General features: G+C 50.4%; 24 protein-coding genes. 18 read left to right on the top strand and 6 right to left on the bottom strand.

Annotated elements, in window-relative coordinates; all coding sequences use genetic code 11:
• Positions 1-60: 60 nt before the first annotated feature.
• Both M1L66_RS10290 and M1L66_RS10295 read left to right on the top strand, forming a co-directional pair.
• Positions 61-1,035 (top strand): carbohydrate ABC transporter permease, encoded by a 975-nt coding sequence (locus M1L66_RS10290; protein WP_187021642.1) that lies wholly within the window; start codon positions 61-63, stop codon positions 1,033-1,035.
• Positions 1,035-1,880, top strand: coding sequence for a carbohydrate ABC transporter permease (locus tag M1L66_RS10295; RefSeq protein ID WP_002600550.1), 846 nt, complete (start codon positions 1,035-1,037; stop codon positions 1,878-1,880). Before M1L66_RS10290 ends, M1L66_RS10295 begins: the two co-directional genes overlap by 1 nt.
• Positions 1,881-2,074: 194 nt before the next feature.
• Here the strand turns inward: M1L66_RS10295 and M1L66_RS10300 are convergent, their stop codons facing one another.
• Positions 2,075-2,998, bottom strand: a complete 924-nt coding sequence (locus M1L66_RS10300) for an AraC family transcriptional regulator (RefSeq protein WP_187021641.1) — start codon at positions 2,996-2,998, stop codon at positions 2,075-2,077.
• 133 nt (positions 2,999-3,131) lie between these two features.
• Between M1L66_RS10300 and M1L66_RS10305 the strand changes: the two genes are divergently transcribed.
• Positions 3,132-5,222 (top strand): glycoside hydrolase family 3 C-terminal domain-containing protein, encoded by a 2,091-nt coding sequence (locus tag M1L66_RS10305; RefSeq protein WP_434692727.1) that lies wholly within the window; start codon positions 3,132-3,134, stop codon positions 5,220-5,222.
• A 180-nt stretch (positions 5,223-5,402) separates the two neighbouring features.
• Here the strand turns inward: M1L66_RS10305 and pdaA are convergent, their stop codons facing one another.
• Positions 5,403-6,212 (bottom strand): delta-lactam-biosynthetic de-N-acetylase, encoded by an 810-nt coding sequence (gene pdaA / locus M1L66_RS10310; protein WP_110326427.1) that lies wholly within the window; start codon positions 6,210-6,212, stop codon positions 5,403-5,405.
• Between the two features lie 191 nt (positions 6,213-6,403).
• On the opposite strand from pdaA, the gene M1L66_RS10315 reads away from it, so the two are divergent.
• Genes M1L66_RS10315 through M1L66_RS10325 form a run of 3 tightly spaced genes read left to right on the top strand, consistent with a single transcriptional unit; the run spans position 6,404 to position 8,290 of the window.
• Complete coding sequence (locus M1L66_RS10315) at positions 6,404-6,778, top strand: GntR family transcriptional regulator (protein WP_187021637.1); 375 nt, start codon at positions 6,404-6,406, stop codon at positions 6,776-6,778.
• Positions 6,779-6,788: 10 nt separating this feature from the next.
• Positions 6,789-7,649 carry an ABC transporter ATP-binding protein gene (locus M1L66_RS10320; protein ID WP_434692732.1) on the top strand — a complete coding sequence of 287 codons (861 nt, stop codon included), beginning with the start codon at positions 6,789-6,791 and terminating at the stop codon, positions 7,647-7,649.
• A complete protein-coding gene (locus M1L66_RS10325) occupies positions 7,646-8,290 on the top strand; it encodes an ABC-2 transporter permease (protein ID WP_187021634.1) in 645 nt (214 codons plus the stop codon). Before M1L66_RS10320 ends, M1L66_RS10325 begins: the two co-directional genes overlap by 4 nt.
• Here M1L66_RS10325 and M1L66_RS10330 read toward each other — a convergent pair.
• On the bottom strand, positions 8,269-9,099 hold the full coding sequence (locus M1L66_RS10330) for a PHP domain-containing protein (RefSeq protein WP_434692734.1): 831 nt from the start codon (positions 9,097-9,099) through the stop codon (positions 8,269-8,271). The genes M1L66_RS10325 and M1L66_RS10330 overlap by 22 nt on opposite strands.
• A gap of 107 nt (positions 9,100-9,206) precedes the next feature.
• Positions 9,207-10,139, bottom strand: a complete 933-nt coding sequence (arcC, locus tag M1L66_RS10335; RefSeq protein WP_434692737.1) for a carbamate kinase — start codon at positions 10,137-10,139, stop codon at positions 9,207-9,209.
• A gap of 284 nt (positions 10,140-10,423) precedes the next feature.
• On the opposite strand from arcC, the gene M1L66_RS10340 reads away from it, so the two are divergent.
• On the top strand, positions 10,424-11,170 hold the full coding sequence (locus M1L66_RS10340) for a lysostaphin resistance A-like protein (protein ID WP_434694232.1): 747 nt from the start codon (positions 10,424-10,426) through the stop codon (positions 11,168-11,170).
• Positions 11,167-12,186 carry a glycosyltransferase family 2 protein gene (locus M1L66_RS10345; RefSeq protein WP_434692739.1) on the top strand — a complete coding sequence of 340 codons (1,020 nt, stop codon included), beginning with the start codon at positions 11,167-11,169 and terminating at the stop codon, positions 12,184-12,186. Before M1L66_RS10340 ends, M1L66_RS10345 begins: the two co-directional genes overlap by 4 nt.
• 106 nt (positions 12,187-12,292) lie before the next feature.
• On the opposite strand, the gene M1L66_RS10350 is transcribed toward M1L66_RS10345, so the two are convergent.
• Positions 12,293-12,949 (bottom strand): phosphatase PAP2 family protein, encoded by a 657-nt coding sequence (locus M1L66_RS10350; RefSeq protein WP_002600539.1) that lies wholly within the window; start codon positions 12,947-12,949, stop codon positions 12,293-12,295.
• A gap of 216 nt (positions 12,950-13,165) precedes the next feature.
• Between M1L66_RS10350 and M1L66_RS10355 the strand changes: the two genes are divergently transcribed.
• From M1L66_RS10355 to M1L66_RS10370, 4 genes are all read left to right on the top strand, one after another.
• The gene (locus M1L66_RS10355) at positions 13,166-13,318 is read left to right on the top strand and encodes a hypothetical protein (protein ID WP_002600538.1); all 153 of its coding nucleotides are present in this window, start codon (positions 13,166-13,168) and stop codon (positions 13,316-13,318) included.
• Positions 13,319-13,574: 256 nt separating this feature from the next.
• On the top strand, positions 13,575-14,309 hold the full coding sequence (locus tag M1L66_RS10360) for an SIR2 family NAD-dependent protein deacylase (protein ID WP_187021631.1): 735 nt from the start codon (positions 13,575-13,577) through the stop codon (positions 14,307-14,309).
• A 161-nt stretch (positions 14,310-14,470) separates the two neighbouring features.
• Positions 14,471-14,950 (top strand): COG2426 family protein, encoded by a 480-nt coding sequence (locus M1L66_RS10365; RefSeq protein WP_110326895.1) that lies wholly within the window; start codon positions 14,471-14,473, stop codon positions 14,948-14,950.
• Positions 14,951-14,985: 35 nt separating this feature from the next.
• Entirely contained in the window at positions 14,986-15,678 is a 693-nt protein-coding gene (locus M1L66_RS10370) for an NUDIX domain-containing protein (RefSeq protein ID WP_434692745.1), read from the top strand.
• Between the two features lie 138 nt (positions 15,679-15,816).
• Here the strand turns inward: M1L66_RS10370 and M1L66_RS10375 are convergent, their stop codons facing one another.
• On the bottom strand, positions 15,817-16,077 hold the full coding sequence (locus M1L66_RS10375; protein ID WP_434692747.1) for a hypothetical protein: 261 nt from the start codon (positions 16,075-16,077) through the stop codon (positions 15,817-15,819).
• Positions 16,078-16,264: 187 nt separating this feature from the next.
• Between M1L66_RS10375 and M1L66_RS10380 the strand changes: the two genes are divergently transcribed.
• From M1L66_RS10380 to secF, 6 genes are all read left to right on the top strand, one after another.
• Positions 16,265-16,936 (top strand): response regulator transcription factor, encoded by a 672-nt coding sequence (locus M1L66_RS10380; protein WP_117630108.1) that lies wholly within the window; start codon positions 16,265-16,267, stop codon positions 16,934-16,936.
• Positions 16,933-17,994 carry a sensor histidine kinase gene (locus M1L66_RS10385; protein WP_434692749.1) on the top strand — a complete coding sequence of 354 codons (1,062 nt, stop codon included), beginning with the start codon at positions 16,933-16,935 and terminating at the stop codon, positions 17,992-17,994. Before M1L66_RS10380 ends, M1L66_RS10385 begins: the two co-directional genes overlap by 4 nt.
• A gap of 276 nt (positions 17,995-18,270) precedes the next feature.
• A complete protein-coding gene (locus M1L66_RS10390; protein WP_025530799.1) occupies positions 18,271-19,038 on the top strand; it encodes an ABC transporter ATP-binding protein in 768 nt (255 codons plus the stop codon).
• Positions 19,031-21,013: an FtsX-like permease family protein gene (locus M1L66_RS10395; RefSeq protein ID WP_434692754.1), complete on the top strand. Its 1,983-nt coding sequence runs from the start codon at positions 19,031-19,033 to the stop codon at positions 21,011-21,013. The genes M1L66_RS10390 and M1L66_RS10395 overlap by 8 nt, the downstream gene beginning before the upstream one ends.
• A gap of 1 nt (position 21,014) precedes the next feature.
• Entirely contained in the window at positions 21,015-21,140 is a 126-nt protein-coding gene (locus M1L66_RS10400) for a hypothetical protein (protein ID WP_270467472.1), read from the top strand.
• Positions 21,141-21,224: 84 nt separating this feature from the next.
• A complete protein-coding gene (secF, locus tag M1L66_RS10405) occupies positions 21,225-23,411 on the top strand; it encodes a protein translocase subunit SecF (RefSeq protein WP_434692757.1) in 2,187 nt (728 codons plus the stop codon).
• The last annotated feature ends 444 nt before the right edge of the window (positions 23,412-23,855 follow it).

Genomic DNA, 23,855 nt, shown 5'->3' on the forward strand with positions numbered 1-23,855 from the left:
ATCAGCAAGGGGAGGACGGCAGTTTCTGTCCTCCCCCCATTTTACCGGGAGGTTATAACTATGAAACGCAAACGATTGAGATATGCGAAATGGGGTTACATATTCTGTGCTCCGTTTGTACTTGGATTTCTGATCTTTTCCCTGTATCCCATTATCTTTACCGGGGTGATCGGGTTTACGGATTTTAAGGGAATGGGCGCCGTGGATTTTAATTTCCTGGAGGACCCGTTTCAGAACTTTAAAACAGTGCTTTCCAATCCGTCATTTAAGAAGGCGTTCGGCAACACCATCCATATATGGCTGTTCAACTTCGTTCCCCAGATTGGTCTGGCGCTCCTGCTGACTGCGTGGTTTACCGACAAGCGGTATCACATTAAGGGGGAAGGGCTGTTTAAGGTGCTGTTCTACATGCCGAATATCATCACGGCTGCGACTATCGCTATCCTGTTTAACGCCCTGCTGGGATATCCGATGGGACCGGTCAATGATATCTTTATGCGCCTGGGAATTTCAAAGGATCCCATCAACTTTCTGGTTGACAAGTCGGTGGCCCGCGGAACGGTGGAATTTATCCAGTTCTGGATGTGGTATGGCTATACGATGATTATTCTGATTTCCGGCGTTATGGGAATCAATCCGGAGCTTTTTGAATCCGCAGAGGTGGATGGAGCAAACCGGATTCAGACATTTTTCTATATTACCATTCCAAATTTGAAGACCATTCTGCTGTTCACGCTGGTTACCAGTTTAATTGGCGGTCTGCAGATGTTCGATATTCCTAAGCTGTTTTTAATGGGCGGGCCGGACAATGCCACGCTTACCACCAGTGTCTTCATCTATAATCAGGCGTTCAGCGGCAGTTACATGTACAACCGCGCCGCCGCGGCAAGCATGATTATGTTTGTAATCATCTGCGCAGCTTCTGCTGTCCTGTTTTTCCTGATGCGGGATAAGGACGAGGTGCTTCTGAATAAACAGATGCGCAGACAGGAGCGGGAATACAGAAAAGCGTTAAAAGAAGGGAGGAAAAGCTGATGAAATATAAGAAGCGTACTTCGACCGCGTTAAAAATCGTTATTTACGTTGTCTGCATCTGCCTTGCCATACTGAGCATCCTTCCTTTCTGGATCATGATCGTCAACGCCACGCGTTCTACGACACAGATCCAGCAGCATGCCATCTCGATGATCCCCTCCGGCTATATGATGCGCAACCTGTCCATACTGCTGGGCAAGAGCTTCAACCCGATGGTGGGATTTATGAACTCGCTGATCATCTCGGCATTTTCCACAGGATGCGCGGTGTATTTTTCCACCATGACTGCCTACGGGCTGGTGGTGTATGACTGGCGGCTGCGCAGACCATTTTTCAGCTTTATCATGGCGGTTATGATGATTCCGGCCCAGGTGACGATGATCGGTTTTTACCAGATGGTATACCGGATCCACATGACAAATCAGCTGTCGATGCTGATTCTGCCCGCGATCGCTTCCCCGGCCATGGTGTTCTTTATGAGGCAGTATATGCTGCCGTCGCTGTCTCTGGAAATCGTGCAGGCGGCCCGGATCGACGGGGCGGGAGAGTTCTATATCTTTAATAAGATCGCCATGCCGATCATGAAACCGGCGATTGCCACACAGGCCATATTCAGCTTTGTATCCAGCTGGAACAACTTGTTCACACCGCTGGTGCTCCTCACGAACAAAGACAAATACACAATGCCGATTATGGTAAGCCTTCTCCGTGGCGATATCTACAAGACGGAATACGGTTCCGTCTATCTGGGGCTGGCCCTGACGGTGCTTCCGCTGATCATTGTGTATTTACTGCTGTCAAAATACATCATTGCCGGCGTCGCCCTGGGCGGCGTGAAGGGATAAGGCAGTGATTAGTACAGCGTTGCATAAGTTCCGGTGAATTCTGCACTCGCTATTCACGCCAGGACCACGCCCACGAAGCTAGACGTAGGGGCCGCTACGCGTCGCTTCGCGGACGCGCCCCTGACGCAAATATCAAGCACAGAATTCACTGAAACTTACGCAGCGCTGTACTAGATGGCCGATAAAAGTGCGGTCTAGAAGACCGGAATATTCTCCGGCACGTCCTCGATGAATTTCGTGCGGTATTCACTGGGGCTGTAATTCGTATACTTTTTAAAGCATCGTGTAAATGATGTCGAGTTGTTAAATCCCGTCTGAAATGCGATGGATGTGATCGAGGCGCCGGTCGTCAGAAGCGTCTGGGCCGCCTGGATCCGTTTGCGGCTTAAATAATCGTAAAAGGTTGAGTTCGTGTGCTGTTTGAACAGCCTGGTGAAGTGATATTTGGAAAATCCCGTGTAATCGGCCATCTTTTCCAGCGTCAGCTGTTCAGCATAGTGATCGTTGATATAGGCCAGCAGGCTGTTGAATTTCTGGTAATAATCGTAACTCTTCTCGGCGGTATTATCTGTGCCGGCGAAAAGGGTGTCGTAATGTTCCCGGCCGATCGTGGTCAGAATATCGATTAAATTAGCATAAATCGAGTATTCCCGAAAGGTGACGCCGGGAGAAAAATAGAGATTGCTGATCTCCATAAGCCTGGAATAGATATGTTCGTAGATTCCTGTGTTCGTCCGTTTCGTCAGAAGGCAGGGGTCCAGCAGCACCGGCTCCAGGGCGCTGTAATCGTGGAAGCTGGTTAAAGGGTCCATGTTGAACATAAAAAAGAAGCGCTCGCCCCAGTCCGGCTTTATAATCTCATGAAGTGTGAGTCCGGGGATAAAAAGAATGTCGCCCGGCTCCAAATAGTATGTGACGTCCTTGACGATAATGGTGTTTCCATTTTCGATCGGAACAAGAATCTCGATGGCACTGTGCTGGTGCAGGGCATACCCCTCATTCTGGACATTGTGCCAGATGCGGATATTGGAATTTAAGTAGTAATCTACTTTTTCCACGTATCCTTCCAACTCCCTGCCGTGGTATTCATCCGGCAGTGTATAGTTTAAACGGCTCATACTGCGTCCTCCTTTCACTGGAAACGGTGAAATCATGATGCAATTATACCGCAGCCATGCAGGCTTGAAAAGAAAAATATGGTATAGCTTTACCAGGATAAGAATTTTGAATAAAGATAATTTGGAGGAACCTATGGACAGACAGAAAGCAAGGCAGAAAGCAGTGGAACTGGTGGAACAGATGACGGTGGAGGAGATGGCCTCCCAGATGCGCTACGACGCGCCCGCGATACCGAGGCTGCAGATATCGGCCTACAACTGGTGGAACGAGGGACTGCACGGCGTGGCCAGAGGCGGTACTGCTACCGTGTTTCCGCAGGCCATCGGGCTGGCGGCCATGTTTGACGAGGAGACGATGCGCAGTGTGGCGGAGGTCGTATCGACAGAAGGCAGGGCAAAATACAATGAATTTCAGAAGGAAGGCGACACGGACATCTATAAGGGACTGACCTACTGGACTCCGAATGTGAATATCTTTCGGGATCCCAGATGGGGCAGAGGCCATGAGACCTACGGAGAGGACCCGTATCTGACTTCCCGCCTTGGCGTTGCTTTCGTAAAGGGCCTTCAGGGAGAGGGCGAACACTTAAAGACAGCCGCCTGTGCAAAGCATTTTGCCGTGCATTCCGGGCCGGAGGCGGTTCGCCATGAATTTAACGCCACCACAACGAAACGGGATTTATGGGAGACGTATCTGCCTGCATTTGAGGCCTGTGTGCAGGAAGGCGGCGTGGAATCCGTCATGGGAGCATACAACTGCTATGAGGGAGAGCCGTGCTGTGCCAGCACACTGCTGATTGAGGAGATTCTCCGTGGGAAATGGGGCTTTGAGGGCCATTTCGTATCGGACTGCTGGGCCATTCGTGACTTCCACCAGAGCCACATGGTGACGGACAATGCAGAGGAATCAGCTGCTCTGGCCGTCTCAAAGGGTTGTGATTTAAATTGTGGAAATACGTATTTATACGTACTAAAAGCGTATGAGAAAGGGATGATTACGGAGGCGGAGATTAAACAGGCCGTTGTGAGGCTGTTTACGACCCGGTACCTGCTGGGCATGGGCGAGACGACAGAATACGATGCAATTCCGTATGAGACAGTGGAATGTGAAGAGCACCGAAGGCTGGCTGTGGAAGCGGCTGAAAAGAGCATGGTCTTACTGAAGAACGACGGAATACTGCCTCTGAATCCGGATACTGTAAAAAAGATTGCGGTGATCGGTCCCAACGCGGACAGCCGGATCGCGCTGATCGGAAATTACCACGGAACCTCGTCCCACTACACGACGATCCTTGAAGGGATTCAGAATGAAGCGGCGGAGGGAACCACGGTGCTGTACGCCCAGGGCTGCCATCTCTTTGAGGACCGGGTGGAACATTTAGGACTTCCGGGAGACCGGCTGTCAGAGGCGAGAATCGCTGCGAGGCACAGCGATGTGGTGATTCTCTGCGTCGGGCTGGACGAAACGCTGGAGGGCGAGGAGGGTGATACCGGCAACAGCTATTCCTCCGGGGACAAAGAGGGATTGGAGCTTCCGGCCTCTCAGCGCAGGCTGATGGAAGAACTTCTGGCCCAGGACAAACCAGTGATCGTCTGCAATATGACGGGAAGCGCCATCGACTTATCGCTGGCCCAGGAAAAGGCCAAAGCGGTGATTCAGGCCTGGTATCCGGGAGCGGAAGGCGGCACGGCGTTTGCACGGCTGATCTTCGGCAAGAGCGCTCCGGGGGGAAAACTTCCTGTGACTTTTTATAAGGATTTATCCGCGCTGCCGGCGTTTGAGGATTATTCCATGGAGGGCAGAACGTACCGTTATATCCGGGAAGAGCCGCTGTATCCGTTTGGTTTTGGATTAACCTATGGGAAGACGGAGCTGTCTGACGGAGCAGTGGACGGAAAGAAAGCGTATGTCACAGCGCGGAACACCGGAGACCGGCGTGCGCGTGAGGTGATCGAAGTCTATGTCAATCCCGTAGATTCGCCGGACCGGGCAGAGCACTGGAGTCTGTGCGGCTTTAGGCGGATAGATCTGGAACCGGGAGAAGAAAAGCGGGTGCAACTGGATCTGGGAGCCCATACGTATGAGTGCGTAAACGCCGAAGGCGAATATGTGGAAAATGCGTCAGTTTATGAATTCAGTATAGGAACGAGCCAGCCGGATGCAAGGAGCAGACAGTTAGGAGCGGCGGAGCCGGTTACTGTGATTTGCCGGAGAAGGAAGTGAGCAGGGGAATTTGTGGGTAAAGATACGCGGACTTTATGCGTGGAGGATTGAGGAAAAGGGAGAGCGGGTGGCAGGGAGGGAAAGGTTTCGCTGTGTACTGGAGCCACGCTTCCGTTTCCTCGATACCCCGCGCAAAAGTCCGCGTATCCCCATCCACTAAGCCTGTGTGATTTCTGCCTCTTATTCTGTCACAAGCTGATCCAGTGATTTAAATGTATATCCCATCTCTTCCCATTTTGTCAGTAGTTCATCAAGAATCTGGGCGTTGGTGCTGGAGGTGCTGTGAAGGAGGACGACGGCACCGGGGTGGATGCGTCCCAGAAGTTTTTTGAAGGCTTCCTCTTTGGACGGCTGTTTATCCTGGTACCAGTCTACATAGGCGAGGCTCCAGAAAAATGTGCTGTATCCCATGTCTTTTGCCATCTGCAAATTGGTTTCGCTATACTTTCCCTGGGGCGGACGATAGTATTTTTTCATGGTCTGTCCGGTGGTCTCAGTAAACAGCTTCTCTAAATCTCCCAGCTCTTTCTCAAACGCTTCCTTAGATGATATTTTTGACATATCGGGGTGGTGGTATGTGTGATTGCCTACGATATGGCCTTCCGCCACCATTCGCTTTACGAGATCCGGTGCGGTCTCTATGTAGTTTCCAACCACAAAAAAGGTGGCCGGTGCATTGTGCTTCTTTAACGCGTCCAGAATCGCAGGGGTGTTGCCGTTCTCGTAGCCTGCATCAAACGTTAAATAGAGCACTTTTTCTGGTGTGTTTTCTGCATAGTATGCGTTGAATTTCTTTAGGTAATCGGCGGTAGCATTGGCTACTGGGGGCTGACCCTCCTGCTGGAAGCTTAAGCCCCAGTTCCCGTCAGCCGCCGTTTCTACCGCCTGTTTTCCATCCGTCATCATGGCGCCGAATCGGCCGGCCATAAAGGCCAGGGCAAATAAAAGCAGCACCTTTACCAGACGGAAGAGTTGTTTTTTCTTATCCATAGCATCACCTGAGTCCGTTTGGTTTAATATATTGGGGAATGGTCTGTCTCTATTCGCATTTTTAGGTTTTATTTCTGCGGCGGGAAATGGCTGTTGACAGATGTGTGATGGGATGATATAGTGTATATATAAACTATATACAATAATTACAATGAATGCGGGATAGGGATAACAGATTTGGAGGCGGTGCAGTGAATATCATCATCAGCAATTCCAGCGGTAAACCAATATATGAGCAGATCACATCTCAGATAAAGAATCTGATTATCAGCGGCCATCTGAAGGCGGGGGACGCCCTGCCCAGTATGAGAACTCTGGCTAAGGATCTGCGGATCAGCGTTATTACGACGAAGCGGGCGTATAACGATCTGGAGCAGGAAGGGTTTATAGAGACGATAACCGGAAAAGGCAGCTTCGTGGCGGCAAGAAACACGGAGGTGATACGGGAAGGAAACTTAAGGATCGCGGAAGAGTATTTGACGAAGGCCGTGGACATTGCCAGGAGAAGCGGCATTACCTGTGAAGAACTGTGCGATGTATTAAAGATGCTCTATGACGGAGAGTGAGGGAATAACTATGGAATATGCAGTCAGAATACAAAATTTAAGCAAGCAGTATCCGGATTTTTCATTAAATAACATCAGCCTCAATATTCCCAAGGGAAGCATAATGGGGCTGATTGGGGAAAATGGATCCGGAAAATCCACGACAATCAAGGCCATGCTGGATATTGTGAAACGTGACGCAGGTGAAGTCGAGATTCTGGGCATGGATATCAGGGAGCGGGAGCAGGACATTAAAGAGGAGATCGGCGCGGTCTTCAGTGAAAGCCAGTTCCATGATTTTCTCAACGCCGTTCAGATATCGGGAATTATGAAAAGAATCTATAAAAATTGGGATGAGGAGCTGTTTTCCTCCTATCTTTCCAGGTTCGCTCTTCCGGAGAAGAAAAAGGTTAAGGAATATTCAAGAGGAATGACCATGAAGCTGGCGATCGCGGCCGCACTGAGCCATCATCCGAAACTTTTGATTCTGGATGAGGCGACCAGCGGGTTAGACCCGGTGGCGCGGGATGAGATTCTCGATCTCTTCTTTGAGTTTATTGAGGATGGAGAACACTCTGTACTGATTGCCTCCCACATAACGAGTGACCTCGACAAGGTAGCGGATTATATTACAATGATCCACAATGGAAGTATCCTGTTCTCTGAGGAGAAAGATCAGCTTCTGGAGGATATGGGAATTCTGCGATGCGGGGAAGAAGCGTTCGCCGGGCTGTCCGGTGTCCGTATCGTGGGAGTCAGGCGGAATCCTTATGGAGTGGAAGCACTGTTTCATGGGAGAGATATTGTGAAAAGAAGATATCCGGAGCTTGTGGTGGACCGGACGAACATCGAGGAAATCATGCTGTATTCCGTTAGGAGGGATCGAAAATGACAGGATTACTAATCAAAGATATGTATATCATGCGCCAGAGTATAAAGTCAATGCTGTTTATCCTTGTGGTGTGGTCAGTTGTTTTTCTTGGAGGTAAAAAGACGGGAATGTTCCTGATTCCCATGTTTATCATGATAGCTGGAATGAATGTACTGAATCTGTTTTCCTACGACAGGCAGACAAAGTGGGAGACGTATGCTCTGACTATGCCGATCCCGCGCTGGAAGATGGTACTGGAGAAGTATCTGTACTCGGTCTGCATTGCTGCTTTCTTTGGGATTATAGCAGTGGCGGCTGTGGCCGCCGCGACAGCCATAAAAGGCATGAGAATGGGACCGGAATTTCTGTTTGAGCTGCTGATTAACTGGCTGACCGGCGTTGCCCTGGCATTCTTTTATAATTCGATCTCCATCCCGCTTACGTACTGGCTGGGTGTGGAGAAGGCCAGAATGATTCCCAGCGTTTTAATTGGAGTGGCAGTCTTTTTAATCGTAGCGCTTGCGTCTGCGTATGGGGATGATATTGCTGTAAGTGACAGCACAGTGACTGCCGTCATCATCGCGGGAGCTCTGGGAACTGTTGTGATGATGGTGCTCTCGTACTTCATCAGCGTGTCGGTCTATAATAAAAAGGAGTTTTGATCTGTCTCCATCCCCATATGGTTCCTGTTTTCGGAACCATGAAAATCACTGCCGGCAGTCGTAAACAGTCCATATTCTGCGGCGAGTCCGTTTAAAAAGCTTTTTTCAGAGTCGGAAAATGCGGGATATTCGGTTTCTATGCCATCGATTCCCAGGAGCGCCAGCTCCTTCAGCATGATGGACACCTCCTGTGCATGGAGGGACTGTTTCTGAAAATGGCGGTAGCAGTTATAAGGATGGGCCCAGACGGCTTTTCCTCCCGCATGGTGGATGGCCGCGATGCCGTCTTCCACGGTGATATTGGCTTCTGTCAGGGCTTTCGCATAGGAATCGACCAGTTCCGCGGCCTCCTCGCTGACCGCAGGGTAAGCTGCCCTGACGTGCGCCATGACATCTCGAAGCTGAAGGACATTTCCGCAGCTCCTGGGGACATCCGGGATACGAATCGGATATCCTGACGCGGTTACAGCCTCTTCCAGTTCCTGGTAGACGGCTTCCGTCCGCTCTTTCCGGGCGGAGAGCAGCGCGCACAGCACCGGATCGGTCTCATCGAACCCGTAACCAAGCAGGTGGATGGACTGGGAAGTGGGGAGACTTCCCCAGAGCTGTTCCGCACACGTAATTTCCGTGCCGGTAACGTAGCGGATACGGCCCAGGCAGCGCTGCCTGGCCCTGCCGATGCCCGACAGCGTGTCATGATCCGTGACCGCCATGGCGAGAATTCCGCAGTTTACCGCCATGTCAACGACAGTTTCCACTTCGCAGATTCCGTCTGAACACAGCGTATGCATATGATAATCAACTTTCATAAAGCCTCCTGAAATAAAACGATTGTTTCCATTCTCTGGTCTATGACGATGAATCCCTCCACCTGTAAAGATGGAGGGATTTCTTCATAAATGTAACGGGTTTTCTTTTACTCGATTGTCGTACCGGCCTTGCCTGCCAGACTCGCCTTCGCCTTGGAAAGAGAGGTGATGATGGCGCTGCGGCTCTTGCCGTGTGTGACGAAGTCCACGGACGCTTCAATCTTCGGCAGCATGGAGGCAAATTCAAACTGTCCTTCATTGATATAGCTCTCAGCCTCTTCGATGCTCATGTGTGAGATCGGACGCTCATCCGGCGTGCCGTAATTAATGGTGACGTTGTCGACACTGGTCAAGATCATAAGGACATCGGCGTCGATCTCCTTGGCTAAAAGTCCCGCCGCCCTGTCTTTTTCAATGACCGCGCTGGCGCCCTTTAAGTTATAGCCCTGTTCCATAACCGGAATTCCGCCGCCGCCGCAGGCGATGACGATCTGATCCGCATCCATGACAGCCTTGATCACGTCGATCTCCACGATAGAAACCGGCTTTGGTGACGCGATCACTCTGCGGAATCCCTTTCCGGGAATCTCTTCCACGTAATTTCCCTTTTCTTCCTCTTCCTTTGCCTCCCCGGCCGTCATGAAGCGGCCGACCGGCTTCATGGGTGTGTAGAAGGAGTCGTCGTATGGATCTACCATCATCTGGGTGAGGATGGTGGCTACTGGTTTATAGATACCGCGTTTTACCAGTTCTGCGCGGATTCCATTCTGTAAATCATATCCGATATATCCCTGGCTCATGGCTGAGCAGACGGACATGGGAGCAGAGGTATAACCGTCATGCTGTTTTCCGAATTCATTCATAGCCGTGTGAATCATTCCGACCTGCGGAGCGTTGCTGTGCGTTAAAGCAACCTGCCATCCGGCCTGGATAAAATCCGCGATTACTTTCGCCGTTTCAGTCACCGCTTCTTTCTGTTCCGGAAGATTTGTTCCCAGGGCATTGTGACCCAATGCCATAACAATACGTTTCTTTGCCATATCAGTTACCTCTCAGTTCGATGTAATTTAATCAAAAAAGTATAAGGATATTATATTATCTGGACAAAGAAAAAGCAACCAGTTCTTATTTTCACAGGATTGTGTGCCGGGCTGCCGTCACTGTTTACAGCGCCCGCCGGCCCTTGTCATACCGGCGCTGCGGCGGGAACCGGACATAAAAATCAGGAAATGATAAGGAATAATTTAGAAAATTGGGGCTGGATATATTGCTAAGAAATGATATAATGTTCATATTAATATAGGTAAAGAGAGGTTAGAGATTGATGGTGGTTCTGTACCTGATACTTCCGCTTGTGTTTTATAGTCTGGTGACGGGTGTCATCGCGCTGACTCTGCCGTTACAGGCTCTGATGTGCACTCTGCTGGGTGCCGCGGTTACGTTTCCGGTACTCTATTACTGGCCTTACCAGTTCGATCAGGCCAGACGGGGCGTGATGCCGCCCATACCATTTCGGTTTCGGAGCTGCCTTCCCATCCTTATCCTTTTGGGAATTGGAATATGTTTATCTGTCAATAATATGATTAGTTTAACACCGCTGCCGGAGTGGTCTCCCGGTTTCAAAGAGGTCGGGGAAGCGCTTTACTCCCCTCCGTTTCTGATTCAGATACTCGGGCCAGGGCTGGTGATACCTGCGGCAGAGGAGATGATATTCCGGGGGCTGATGTTCGCTCCGTTAAGAGACCGGATGGCGTTCTGTCCGGCCGCCCTGATATCGGCCGTACTGTTTGGGCTTTACCATGGCAATCTGCTTCAGGGAGTCTATGCATTTCTTTTGGGGCTGGTCATGGCATGGCTTTATGAGCGTTTTCAGACGCTGGCCGCTCCCTGGGTATTTCATGCTGCAGCAAATGTTACATCGATTGTTATTGTGAATACAGGACTTGGGATTCTGGCGGAGAAAAGGTCAGCGTATGCGTTTTATACCGCTCTTGCGCTGGCAGTTGTTCTCTCGGTTTTTTGTTTGATCAGAATAGAACGTAAGACGAATATAAAGGAGGAAGAAGTGTGAAGTTATTATCCATTGCAATTCCATGCTATAATTCAGAGGCCTATATGAGGCACTGCATCGAATCGCTTCTGCCGGGAGGCGACGAGGTGGAGATTCTGATTGTCGACGACGGCTCCACGAAGGACCGTACGGCGGAGATAGCAGATGAATACGAAAGAAAGTATCCGGGTATCTGCCGGGCCATCCATCAGGAAAATGGCGGACACGGTGAGGCAGTTAATACAGGGCTTCGCAATGCCGAGGGCATTTATTATAAAGTTGTGGACAGTGATGACTGGGTGGATGAGGCGGCCTATCAGGAGATACTCTCGACACTCCGCCGGTTTGTATGCGGTGAGGAGACGCTGGACATGCTGATCAGCAACTTTGTCTATGAGAAACAGGGGGCGAAGCGAAAAAAGGTTATGAACTACCGGACGGCGCTTCCGCAGAACGAGCTGTTTACCTGGGAGGATGTGAAGGTCTTCATGCTGGGCCAGTATATTCTGATGCATTCCGTCATTTACCGCACGGAACTTCTGCGGGAATGCGGATTAGAGCTTCCAAAACATACATTCTATGTGGATAATATTTTCGTATACCAGCCGCTTCCTCATGTAAAGACCATGTACTACTTAAATGTGAATTTTTACCGGTATTTTATCGGAAGAGAAGACCAGTCGGTGAACGAGGAGGTCATGATCGGCCGAATCGACCAGCAGATCCGCGTGACGAAGCTGATGCTTGGCTACTGCGACGTGACGAAGCTGAAGAAACGCAAGCTCCGCCGCTACATGGTGCGCTATCTCGAGATTATGATGACGGTTTCTTCCATACTGGCGATCAAGTCCGGGACAGAGGAGAACATGGCGAAGAAGAAGGAGCTGTGGCAGTATCTGCGCAAGCTGAATCTCACGCTGTATCTCCGGCTGAGATGGGGATTCCTGGGACAGGGAACGAACCTTCCGGGCAAGAGCGGCCGTAAGTTTTCCATTGCAGGATACAAGATTACACAGAAATTCTTCGGTTTCAACTGATTTGCAGAAATATAAAGTGAAAAAGAGCCTCCAGCCGATCGGATCGACGGGAGGCTCTTGATTGTTATGGCGGCCCGAACGGCTGGCGCCGGGTGACCGTTTCGTATTAACTGATAGCTTTCTGCGTGACTTTCTTTCTGCTGGTGACGTAACCGTCCGTGTAGATAAACTGGAACATGACGTATGCCATCATGACCGCTCCCAGTCCGTCGAACGCGGAGTGCTGTTTTAAGAAAACCGTAGCCAGACAGATGGAAACCATTAAGACAAAGGAACCAATCTGTACGGACCGATACTTCTTAAGCCGTTCACTGTGGCTGACTGCGATATGGACGCAGACGGAATTATATACGTGAATGCTTGGAAATACATTGGTGCACGTGTCAGTGGAATAGAGCCACGCTACGATGGCGGAGCAGATATTCTTATCCGGGTTAATGACCGGCCGGAAGTCCGTACCGTTCGGAAATATGGTGCATACCAGAAGGCTGATGGTCATTCCGGTGAACAGCATGGTACAAAGCTTGTAATAATCTTTAACATTTGTAAAGAACAGATAAAGGACTGCGCCCGCCACATAGGCGAACCAGAGCATGTAAGGAATTATGAAGTATTCGTTGAACGGAATATAATCATCGAGCCCGACGTGCATGATGTGATAATTGCTCGTCACCGTCTTCTCTAAATAAACGAACCAGGGAATGTAGATGAAAGCGTAGCATAAAACCCATGCGTGCCTGTACTTGTGAAGCAGATTTTTCATATAAGATCAACCCCTTCTGTTGTTAGGTGTGAGTTGTCAGATTCTGATACTATTGATATATATTACCAACTTCCGTGGATTATATCACACCAGTTTGGAGAGTACAAGGGGGTTAACGAAATGTTAAGATTTTTATTATGAAAGTTTAAGCTCCCATTTCTGCGGTCATGAGTACAATGCTCCTGTCCGGCTCATACTATCCGTGAGGTGATAAAAATGGACAAGGACCAGCAGGAAAAACTGGCGCAGAAGAAATCGAACGAGACCTTCAACAGCATTACCGAGAAGGTAAAGACGGAAAACCAGAATCAGACCCATAATTCACGCCGGGAAGGTATGGGACCGAATACGAAGAGAAAACCGATGTAAGAGGTCAAAAGTGCCAATGCAAAATGCCGATTTCCAAGGATAAGATCAAATTAGTCCATGGAATCGGCATTTTGCATTTTCAGGGATCGAATACACTGTGCAATTATATAGAAAACAGGAATTTGCCGCACGAATAAAGCGTGAGAAGAAAAAAGAGAAAATAAATAGAATATAACATGGAAAATACTGTTATTTCATAGTATAATATTATCATAAAACAGAGCAGTACAAGAAGCTTTGAAGGGAGGGTTTTATTATGGAAGGTAAGATTACAAAACTGAGGGAAATTCTTGATGAGAGCAGGTACACGGTGGCCATCTGCGGCTCCGGCATGATGGAGGAGGGCGGCTTTAAAGGGGTAAAGAATCCCGATAAAGCCTATGATATCGAGACGAAGTACGGATATTCTGCGGAAGAGATCTTTTCCAGCGCCTTCTATAATACACGGCCCGAGTTTTTCTTTGAATTCTATAAGAAAGAGATGCTGGAGAATCCGCCGGAGGACACGGATTCCGGTCCGTCACTGGCAGCGATGGAACGGGCCGGGAAGCTGCAGTGTCTTATTACCAGCAACATTTATGCAAAGGCTCAGAGGGCCGGCTGTAAAAACGTGGTGAATCTTCACGGGACGATCTATGAGAATAAATGCCCGCACTGCGGCAGGGAATACACCATGGAGCAGGTACGGGATGCGAAAAAGATACTTCTCTGCGACAAGTGCGATATCCCGATCCGCCCGCAGGTATCGCTGTTCGGTGAGATGGTGGACAGCCGCCTGATGACGAAGACCTCCAATGAGATATCGAAGGCAGAGGTCCTTCTGCTTCTCGGAACGACGCTGGATTCCGAGGTATTCGGAAACTATGTGAAATATTTTACCGGGCGGTGGCTGGTGATTATCCATCCGAACCGCCACTATTTGGACGACAAGGCGGATATGCTGTTCTTGGATTATCCGAAAAATATCCTGCCGGGACTGGGTTACAAATAAGCGGTAAATCTGAAATACGTCTCTACGGGGAACTGCTGAATCAGCGGTTTCCCGTATTAATTTTCCGCATAAATTTATTATCTTTTTCTAAAAAGGTTGTAAGGATCCCGATCTTTGTGTATAGTATAATGGCAGACTTTTTATAGGAAAGGAATATCAGGATGTTACAAAGTTATATAATGGTTTTTTTTATTTCCATGGTACCGCTCATTGAGCTTCGCGGCGCCATTCCTTATTCCCAGGTGATGGGCCTGCCTCTTTTAGAGTCGTATATCATCGCCATTATCGGAAACATGCTCCCGGTTCCGATCATCTATTTATTTGCCAGAAAGGTTTTAGAATGGGGAGCGGACAAGCCCGTGATCGGCGGATTTTTCACATGGTGTCTGGAAAAAGGAAAGCACGGCGGCGAGAAGCTGCAGGCGAAGGCAGGCAAAGGGCTGTTTGTCGCTCTGCTGCTGTTCGTAGGAATTCCGCTTCCAGGTACGGGCGCGTGGACCGGTACGCTGGCAGCCAGCCTTCTCGACATCGACTTCAAATCCAGTATCCTCGCAGTTATGGGAGGCGTACTTCTTGCCGGAGTCATTATGGGACTGGCCAGTGTGGGCGTTTTGGGAGCGCTTAATTCTGTTATTTTTTAAAGCCGGGCCGCTGGGACCGGGGAGGAGGAATTCCTATGGAACTGAAGAATGAAGATGGGCTGACCGAGAAAGAATTCTTAGCACAGTACAGGCCCGGAAATTATGAGCGGCCGTCGGTGACTGTGGATATGCTGATTTTTGCAGTCGATCCGGAGGCAGAGGATGAGGACCCGGAGCTTCTGCTGATCCGCAGACGGAATCATCCGTGTATCGGCCAGTGGGCTATGCCGGGCGGATTCGTGAATATGGACGAATCGCTGGAGGAAGCCGCGGCCAGAGAGCTGGAGGAGGAGACCGGGATTACCGGTGTCTGCATGGAACAGCTCTATACATGGGGCAGTGTAAAACGTGACCCGCGGACGCGGATTATCTCTGTATCGTGTATGGCGGTTGTGCCGAAGGACGAACTGAATCCGGTCGCAGGAGACGATGCGAAGGAAGCCGTGTGGTTTCAGGTTAAGAAAAAGAAGTTGTCGGATCTGGCAGATGGTGCGACATACGCCCTGACTGTGGAGAACGAGGAACGCCATATTTTCATCGGATACCGGATTACGGAAGGATATACCCACATGGGACTCATGTGGAAGAAGGATACACATGCGGAACTGCTGCCTGCGATTGATGTGAATGACACGGAAGCGCTGGCTTTCGACCACGCCTATATTTTAAATACGGCGCTGGACCGTCTGGAAGAGATGCAGAAGGAGTACCGCGAACAGCTGGAATGACGAGGCAAAAGACCGCTGCCGGGGGGCAGAGAGAGGGCCGGGAAACCAAAGAAGCATACTTTGGTTTCCCGGCCTTTTGTATGAAAGGCGTTATCAGGTACTGCGTGATTCATGCAGTACGTTCCGGGGATGGGGAGGTCAGACGCAGCCCTCTTCACAGGTGAGCAGAAAGCTGGCTTCCCCGTGATCTTTTTTATCTACGTATAAATAGTATTCTCTTATGGGCTTTGTCTGTATCATGGGGGCGGATGTGGAAATGAATCCCGGTCTGATCGGATTCAAATCGCATTCCTTTATGATATAAGGAATCTTATTCTTTTTCAGAATCCGTCCGATACGGGAGCATTCCACCATGGAAAAACCGGAGTACAGCTCTTTGCGGTTAAATATGGTAATCATGGTCAAAACCCCCTTTCTTCTTAGTTTCAGTATACCACTTCCGGTTCCGGACTTCTTTACATTTTCATTAAAAATCCATACGGTTTTAAAACAGAACAGTTCCTTAGCAAAGCTTCTGAAATATTTAAAGAAAAAATTAAGATTTGGCTGGTAGAATAGGGAACGAAAGTAAATGAGGAGGCGGCCAATGTATAAGATACTGATTGTCGAGGATGATGAGGTAATCGGCAGAACCGTGCAGAATCACCTGCGGGAGTGGGGCTATGAGGCGGCCTGTGTGAAGGATTTGAAGCATGTGCTGGCCGAATTTGCGGCCTTCGAACCGCATCTCGTCCTGATGGACATCCTGCTGCCATACTTTAATGGCTGTTACTGGTGCGGAGAGATTCGAAAGCTTTCCAATGTGCCCGTGATCTTTCTGTCCTCGGCGTCCGACAACATGAATATTATTATGGCAGTTTCCATGGGAGGCGATGATTTTATAGCAAAGCCCTTCGATCTGAATGTGATGACGGCCAAGGTCCAGGCTATGCTCAGGCGGACGTATGATTTTGCAGGGGATCACCACCTGATCGAACACGGCGGAGCAGTCTTAAACATCAATGACGCCACTCTGACTCATCAGGAGACGAAAGTGGAACTGACCAAGAATGAATTCCGGATTCTAAAGCTTCTCATGGAACAGGCGGGGCGTACCGTCTCCAGGGAAGAGGTGATGACGAGGCTGTGGGAGACGGACAGCTATGTGGACGACAATACGCTGACCGTCAATGTGAACCGGCTCCGGAAGAAACTGGACGGCGTTGGCCTTGAGGATTTCATTGTCACGAAGAAAGGCATGGGGTACATGGTAAAATGAAGGGAAGGAAGCTGCTGTCTCTGACAGGCCTCTATTTAAAAAGAAACCGTACGGTAATTACGGCGGGCGTCTGCGGTGGAATCCTGTGTGCGGCCGTATTCTGGCTGTACCGCCTTCCCGTGGAGGCTGTACTCTACGCCTGGATTCTGGGAGCGGTGCCGGGGCTCCTTCTGTCCGTCCGAAGCTTTTCCCGTTACTGCAAAAAATGCGGGGACTTAGAGCGAATGGCGGCCCAGAAGACGGGCTATGCGGAACCCTTTGAGGAGACCTCCGATCAGCTGGAGCTTCTGTACCGGAGGCTTCTCGCCTCTTCCTATGAGGAGAGGGACCGGCTGCCTCGGGAGGAAGAGGAGAAGCGGACGGAGATGAAGGACTATTATACCATGTGGGTTCACCAGGTAAAGACCCCCATCGCGGCCATGAACCTGATTCTTCAAACACACCCTGGCGGAGAAACGGACCACAGCCAGCTGTCCAATGAGCTTTTTAAGATCGAACAGTATGTGGAAATGGTGCTTCAGTACCTGCGGGCGGACAGCCCTTCCGCCGATCTGGTCATCCGGGAATGCTCGCTGGACGCCATCGTCAAAAAAGCCATTCACAAGTATGCTCCGGTATTTATCCGGAAAAAGATCGCACTCGATTACAGACCCGCAGCCTGTCTGGTGCGGACCGATGAAAAATGGCTTCTGTTCGTCATAGAACAGCTTCTGTCCAATGCGTTAAAGTACACGGAGAGCGGCAGAATCTCGGTCTATCAGGAGACGGAAAGTCCCTCCGAACGGAGCTCGGCAAGACGTAAGGCGGGGGAAGTCATACGGACGCTGGTGATTGAAGACACGGGAAGAGGAATCACCCCGGAGGACATCCCCAGGGTGTTCGAGAACGGGTATACGGGCTGTAACGGCCGAGCGGGTCAGGGATCGACGGGAATCGGCCTCTATCTGTGCAAAAAGGTCATGACCCGTCTGGCGCACGAGATGGTGATCGAATCGGAACCAGGAGTGGGGACGAAAGTGAAGCTGCTCCTGGATATGACGAAATTTATACCGGAATAGAGAGGCTTCTGAAACTGGCCTATGAAATAAATAGCCCCTTAATCCTTTGAAACAGGGATTTCTTATGGATTCCCATGGATTCCAAATACGCTTTTTCCTCCTTCCGCTGCATGGATAACGATCTGTTTGTGATTTCAGTATACCACCGGAATGCGGTCCCAGTCTTTAAGCTTCCCTTACATTTTTGTAAGGATACGCAGAAAAATGTAAGCCTCATCGATGGCGGCCGCTCTTTCCCGTCTGATATACTGCTGTCATAGGAAAGGAGGCAGCATTATGCCATTGCTTGAAGTGAATCAATTAAAAAAGGTCTATACCACCCGTTTCGGAGGAAATCAGATAAATGCACTGAACGGAGTCAGTTTTACGGTGGAAAAGGAAGAATACGTCGCGATCATGGGAGAGTCAGGATCGGGGAAAACCACACTATTAAACATTTTAGCCGCTCTTGACAAACCTACCGGAGGCGCCGTCCTCTTAAACGGAAGAGATATGAAAACGATTCCGGAGGGAGAGCTGGCCGCGTTCCGCAGAGACCACTTAGGCTTCGTGTTTCAGGATTTTAATCTGCTGGATACGTTTTCTCTGGAGGACAATATCTATCTGCCCATGGTTCTGGCAAAGAAGAACTACGGGGAAATGAAACAGAAGGCAGACCCCATCGTGGGAAAACTGGGTATTAAGGAGCTTATGAAGAAATTTCCGTATGAGGTCTCGGGCGGCCAGAAGCAGAGGGCGGCGGTTGCCAGGGCCCTGGTGATGGACCCGGCGATCATTCTGGCGGATGAGCCTACGGGCGCGCTGGATTCCCGGGCTTCCGACCAGCTTCTCGATCTGTTCGGAGGAATCAACCGGGAGGGGCAGACAATCCTGATGGTAACCCACAGCGTCAAGGCGGCCAGCCATGCAAAACGGGTGCTGTTTATCAAGGATGGGGAGGTGTTCCATCAGCTCTACCGCGGCGAAATGACGGAGGAGAAGATGTATCAGCGGATTTCCGATACTCTGGCCGTCTTAGAGGCGGGAGGTGGCCGCGATGAATAACCTGTTTTACACAAGGCTGGCCATTCAGAATTTAAAGAAAAATTCAGCCGTCACGGTTCCGTATCTTCTGACCTGCATCGGCTCCGTGATGATGTATTATATTATCTCTTCCCTGACGGTGAATCCGGGCTTTGCCCATATGCGGGGAGGCGGCTCCATGGCATTTATTCTGATGCTTGGCTGCGTGGTCATGGCCGTGTTCTCCGTAATGTTTCTCATTTACACCAACAGCTTTCTGGTGAAACGGAGAAAGCAGGAATTCGGGCTGTTTCAGGTCCTGGGCATGGGGAAAAAGCATTTGGCCCGGATCATGGCGATCGAGACGCTGCTTACGGCGGCGGTGAGCCTGGTGTCCGGGATTCTGCTCGGTTTTCTGCTGTACCGGGTCTTTGCGCTGCTGCTGTACCGCCTGATGAAACTGGATATTTCCTGGGATTTCAGTTTCGTCCCGGAGGCGGCTTTTGCGTGTGTGAAGCTCTTTGGCGTCATATTTCTGGTGATTCTCTTCTATAATATATGGCAGGTCGTAAAGGCGAGGCCGGTGGAAATGCTGGCGGGAAAGCAGGCGGGGGAGCGGGAGCCGAAGGCGCCGTGGCTTCTGACTGTGTTGGGTGTCATTTCTCTGGCAGCGGGGTACTGGATTGCTGTCTCGACGGAGCGGACAGCGATGATCATTTTTGCCTTCTTCATCGCGGTACTGTTCGTGATTGCCGGTACCGGCCTCTTGTTTACCGCGGGAAGCGTTACGCTGCTGAAGCTGCTGAAGAAGAATAAAGGCTATTATTATCAGACGCGCCACTTCATCTCCGTCTCAGGTATGATATACCGGATGAAACAGAATGCGGCCGGTCTGTCTGTGATCTGCCTTCTGTCCACAGCGGTTTTAGTTATGCTTTCTTCCACGGTTTCCCTCTATGTGGGACTGGACGATGTGATGAGAAACCGTTTTAAACGGGATTACGTGGTGACGGTGTACGATTATTCCGACGACACGGCCGCGAAGACCGACGGGATTGTGGAGAGTGCCTTAAAGGATGCGGGGGAGACCGCAAAAGGGCTTGTCAGCTACCGCTATGTCAGCTTTGCCGCGGTGGATACGGGAGACGGCTACGAGGTAAGGGAGGAGAATCTGGCGGACTACAACAGCCTGGACTATCTCTTCTTCATGACCCTGGAGGACTATAACCGGATTTCAGGGCAAAATGTCAGCCTGCGTGATGACCAGGTGATGGTGCTTGCGGATGGGATGCGTTACGACCGGGATACATTTTCCATCTTCGGAAAACGGTACGATGTCGCCGGCTTAAAAGGCCAGACCGTAGAGGACGGTATGGACGCCATGGGGTCTGTGGGAAGCCTTCATATCGTCCTGCCGGATTTTCCCCAGCTGGAGGAGATGGAGAAAAAGCAGGCTGAGGCCTACGGGGAGGCGAAATCCAGACCCGTTTACTATGTGGCCTTCGACGCCGGAGACGGCAAAGAGGGTTCTGCCAGACTCTACAAAGATCTGGAGGAACGGTTAAATGGCCTGGGAATGACCTTCCGCCTCGAATCCGCAGCCATGGAGCGAGGGTCCTTTTTCTCTCTGTACGGAGGGCTGTTCTTCGTCGGACTGTTTCTGGGAACGCTGTTCGTGATGGCGACGGTGCTGATTATCTATTACAAGCAGATTTCCGAGGGCTACGAGGATAAGAAGCGGTTTGAAATTATGCAGAATGTGGGGCTGTCGGCCCGCGAGATCAAGAGCGCCATCCGTTCCCAGGTGCTCACCATGTTCTTTCTGCCTCTGGTTACGGCCGCTGTCCATATCTGTTTCGCATTTCCGATGATCGCAAGGCTGCTGGCACTGCTGAATCTGCGGAATGTCGGGCTGTTTGCCGTGTCCACGGCCGGGGCGGTACTGCTGTTTGCTGTCTTTTACGGGGTGATCTATGGGGTTACTTCTAAAAAATATTATGAAATTGTAAAGAGGTGATGTGTCAGTGAAGATTCTGATGGGGATCATGGGGTCCATATCCATCGTTGTGCTGCTTTTATTCATACAGGAGATCCGGAAGGAACTGGAAGAAGAGCGCTGGTGGAGGGACCGGGGAAAATCTTAATGGTTTCTTAGCACCATTTTCTCTCATAACAGTCTATAATGAATGTCGATAAGAAGACTACGATGAGACGAAAAGGAGAGCACTATGAAACCAGGAAAGAAAACACTTGGAATCCTGACGGTAATCGTCATCCTTGCGGTTTATACCGCATGCTTCGGCCTTGGAAAAGACATTAAGGGCGCGGGGAACATGAGATTTGGAATCGATATCCGGGGCGGCGTCGAGGCCGTATTCGAGCCAGTGGGCTTAGACCGGAATCCCGCGCCGAATGAGATCGAAGCGGCCAGGAATATAATCGAGACGAGACTGGATGATAAGAATATCACGGACCGCGAGGTGACAACGGATAATGAAAAGGGTTATGTAATCGTCCGTTTTCCGTGGAAATCCGACGAAAAGGATTTTAAGCCGGAGGCTGCCATCGCGGAACTGGGCGACATGGCCAATTTGACCTTCCGGGATGAGAGCGGCACTGTAATGCTGGAGGGAAGGGACATCTCCACCAGCCGGCCCGTAGAGTATTCGGACCAGACCGGAATTAAAAAATATGAGGTGGAGCTGCAGTTTACAAAGGACGGCGCGGACAAATTTGCCGATGCCACCGGTAAACTGGTAGGCCAACCCATGGGAATCTACATGGATGAGGAGCTGATCTCCAATCCGGTGGTTCAGGACAAGATTACGGGCGGCAACGCCGTGATTAACGGCATGGAGTCGTATGCGTCCGCAAAGAGCTTATCGGACAAGATCAATGCGGGTGCCCTGCCGTACGCCATGGAGACGAAGAACTTCAGCACCATCAGCCCGAGCCTGGGCTCTAATGCCTTGAATATCATGGTATTTTCAGGTGTGGTAGCATTCTTCTGTATCTGTATTTTCATGATCGCCATGTACCGCCTGCCGGGAATGGTGGCATGCTTTGGCCTGATTCTTCAGACCTCCATACAGCTGCTGGCGATCTCGATCCCGCAGTATACGCTGACACTGCCCGGTATCGCCGGTATCATACTGACCATAGGTATGGCGGTGGATGCCAACATTATCATCAGCGAGCGTATCGGTGAGGAGCTTGGAAACGGCGTTTCGCTGACCGAGGCGGTCAAACGGGGATACAAGAGGGCATTCTCTTCCGTGCTGGATGGAAACTTGACGAGCGCTATCGTGGCGATAATCCTGATGTTCTTCGGTTCAGGCACCATGCTGAGCTTCGGCTATACGCTGCTTGTGGGCCTGATCATCAACCTGGTGGTGGGCGTTTGGTTCTCCAGGACTGTGCTTCTTTCCATCATACGGGAAGGCAGATTCCACGATTTGAAGTGGTATAAGGTGAAGAAGAACCAGAAGATTTATCCGATCATGAAACGGAAATACATATGGTTTGCCATCTCCATCTGTATGCTCCTGGCCGGCGTGCTGGGATTTATGAAGAACGGAGTGAGCCTGGACACCCAGTTTACGGGCGGAACGACGTTAAAGTATGAGATCGAGGGCGCGGCCGATGTGAATTCCGACGCCGTTGCTGCCAAGGTATCCGGCGAGACCGGAAGAAATGTAAATGTCCGCCTGACAAAGGAGGATGGCCTTGGAAAACAGTTTATGGTTCTGACCTTTGCAGGGCAGGAAGGCATCAGCCCGGAGAGCCAGGAATACGTGACGCAGATCTTAAACGGCTATCAGGATGGCTTTACGGCGACCCTGTCGGAGACGTATGCGGTTCAGCCGTATATGGGGCAGAAGACGCTCCACAACGCCGTGATCGCCATGGTTCTGGCGGCGGTACTGATAACGGTGTATGTCTGGATCCGGTTTTCCATCCTTTCGGGCCTTTCTGCGGGAGTATCTGCGGTGATCGCGCTGATCCACGATGTGCTGATCGTGCTGTGTGCGTTCCTGATCTTTGCGATTCCGCTGAATGACGCGTTTGTGGCGGTGGTGCTGACCATCATCGGTTACTCCATCAATGATACGATCGTCATCTATGACCGGATCAGAGAGAACATGAATCTTCATAAGTGTAAAAATATCGACGAGCTGGTGGATACCAGCGTATCACAGAGTCTTGGACGGTCGCTGCACACCTCGCTGACGACGTGTATCAGCGTACTGATCCTGGTGATTGCATCGTGGCATTTTGGGATCCAGTCCATTTTTGAATTCTCCCTGCCTCTGTTATTCGGACTTGTGAGCGGATGCTTTTCTTCTATTTGCGTGGCCAGCGTGATTTGGGCCATGTGGAAAAACGCCCATAAGGCAGAAAGTAAAAAAAGATAAGGCATAAAATGAGCACGCCTGGCGCAGACAGGGACCGGATTATCCGGTTCCGGCCTCCGCCGGGCGTGCGCTCTTATTGTAAGAAAATTTTAATCCGTATCCGTGCAATTTTGTGCTATACTGTTTAAGGAAACAAGCGAGAATTCCCCCACCTCTGCAGGTGGAGGGATGAAACGCCAAAAACAAGCTTAACGGCAGTGGCGGGCAGAGAAAAATCGGTATCCCTCGCTGACATGAAGTCAAGCCGCGCATCTATAAGATGTAGTCGCACTCTGTGAAATTATCGAGCGTGGATTGAAACAAGGAAATACTACAGATAAAAATCGGCATATAAGATTTTACCTGGCAGTTGTCCGGCCTAAGGCGGAACAGCGGACCGTACTGTGTGCCGATGCAGGATAAAGGTTATTGTACATAATACAGAATACAGGATGACACGGGGAG

It is taken from the genome of Hungatella sp. SB206 (assembly GCF_051132295.1).
Taxonomy (GTDB): Bacteria; Bacillota; Clostridia; order Lachnospirales; family Lachnospiraceae; genus Hungatella; species Hungatella effluvii.